Consider the following 2,047-nt stretch of genomic DNA (forward strand, 5'->3'; position numbering starts at 1 on the left):
CCGAGATGCTCGCCGACGTGGCGCCCGGGCGGCCCGTCGCGGGTGCCCAGGCGGTGGACAGCGCGCAGGAGGCGCTCTTCTGACGGGCGCCTCCTCACGCGCCCGCCGACGCACGCGGTACCCGTGTCCAGACCCCGCGTTCCGCATCGTGGGGCGGCGGTCCGGACCGGCGCCACCGAACTGACATGATGGTCTGCGGCCCACGTCGTCGACAACAGGAGTACCGTCCCGTGCCCGCACCCCAGAACGCCGCCGCCCGCGAGGTCTACGAGAAGGAGCGGGCCCACGTCCTGACCCCGTGGTCCGCCTGGGGCGCCAGCGACCCGATGGTCGTCACCGCCGCCGAGGGCTGCCACCTGATCGACGGCGACGGCAACCGCCTGCTCGACTTCACCTCCCAGCTGGTCAACACCAATATCGGCCACCAGCACCCCGTGGTGATCAAAGCGATCCAGGACCAGGCCGCCGAACTGTGCACCATCAACCCCGCGCACGCCAACGCCGCCCGCGCCGAGGCCGCCCGTCTGGTCGCCGAGGTCGCGCCCGCCGGGATGAACCGCGTGTTCTTCACCAACGCCGGCACCGAGGCCGTCGAGCACGCCGTCCGCATGGCCCGCCGCCACACCGGGAGGCACAAGACCCTCTCCGCGTTCCGCAGCTACCACGGTGCCACCACCACCTCGATGAACCTCACCGGCGACACCCGCCGCTGGGCCAACGACCACGGCAACACCGGCGCCGTGCACTTCCACGCGCCCTACCTGTACCGGTCGCAGTTCTACGCGGAGAACTCCAAGCAGGAATGCGATCGCGCGCTCGAGCACCTCGACTCGCTCATCGGCCTCGAGGGCCCGGACCACTTCGCCGCCCTGATCATCGAGTCGGTGCCCGGCACGGTCGGCATCATGGTGCCGCCGGCCGACTACCTGCGCGGCGTCCGCGAGATCTGCGACAAGTACGGGATCGTGATGATCTGCGACGAGGTCATGTCCGGCTTCGGCCGCACCGGCGCCTGGCTGGCCCTGGACAACTTCCGGTCCGGTGACGACGACTGGGCGCCCGATCTCATCACCTTCGCCAAGGGCTCCAACTCCGGCTACGTCCCCCTGGGCGGGGTGATCCTGCACGACCGGATCGCCGCCTCCTTCGAGACGACCCCGTACACCGGCGGCCTCACCTACGCCGGGCACCCGCTGGCCTGTGCCTCCGTGGTGGCCACGATCAACCTGATGCGGGACGAGAAGATCGTCGAGAACGCCCGCATGATCGGCGAGGACGTGATCGGCCCGCGCCTGCGCGAGCTCGCACGGAAGCACCCGTCGATCGGCGAGGTCCGCGGCCTGGGCGTGTTCTGGGCCGTGGAGATGGTGGCCGACCGCGAGACACGTGAGCCCCTGGCCCCCTACGGTGGGACATCGGAGGCCATGGCAAGGACCTTCGCCGCCGCGAAGTCTGACGGCGTGCTGTTGTTCATGAACTACAACCGATTCCACATCGTGCCGCCCTGCATCATCACGGCCGACGAGGCGAACGCGGGGCTCGACGTGTTCGACCGCGCACTCGATGTGGCCGATTCCTACGTGGGGAGCTGACCGCGCATGGCACTGGTACTGGGACTGATAGTCAACGCCGTCGCCCTGTGGGTGGCGACACTGATCGTGCCGGGGATCTCCCTGTACGAGACTGCGGGGGACGCCGGGATCGACGCCGGCGCCGTCGACAACGAGGTGAGCGTGCCGACCATCGCGGCGCTGCTCATCGTGGCCGTGGTGTTCACCCTGATCAACGCGGTGGTCAAGCCCGTCGTGCAGCTGCTGTCGCTGCCGCTGACCATCCTCACGTTGGGGCTGTTCCTGCTGGTGATCAACGCGCTGATGCTGATGCTCACCAGCTGGGTCACCACGACGTTCCAGCTGTTCGGCGCCGAATACCAGGTGAGCGGATTCTGGGCGGCGTTCTTCGGGGCGATCGTGATCGGCCTGGTCAACTGGGTGCTCGGCATGGTGGTACCCACGCGCGCCCGCGCCTGACGCACGCGCGCCCGCGC

Annotated in this window: 2 protein-coding genes; both read left to right on the forward strand. The window is 69.4% G+C overall.

Going from position 1 to position 2,047, the window contains the following annotated elements:
• Nucleotides 1-230: 230 nt before the first annotated feature.
• Entirely contained in the window at nucleotides 231-1,592 is a 1,362-nt protein-coding gene (locus G6026_RS14075) for an aminotransferase class III-fold pyridoxal phosphate-dependent enzyme (RefSeq protein WP_182613533.1), read from the forward strand.
• 6 nt (nucleotides 1,593-1,598) lie between these two features.
• Nucleotides 1,599-2,030 (forward strand): phage holin family protein, encoded by a 432-nt coding sequence (locus G6026_RS14080; protein WP_107755544.1) that lies wholly within the window; start codon nucleotides 1,599-1,601, stop codon nucleotides 2,028-2,030.
• The last annotated feature ends 17 nt before the right edge of the window (nucleotides 2,031-2,047 follow it).

The sequence above is a fragment of the Dietzia sp. DQ11-38-2 genome, from assembly GCF_014145055.1.
In the GTDB taxonomy this organism is placed as follows: Bacteria; Actinomycetota; Actinomycetes; order Mycobacteriales; family Mycobacteriaceae; genus Dietzia.

What these genes read in the sequence shown, in the direction of transcription:
- G6026_RS14080 (WP_107755544.1), top strand. Translation starts at nt 1,599, where the DNA reads ATGGCACTGGTACTGGGACTGATAGTCAACGCCGTCGCCCTGTGGGTG.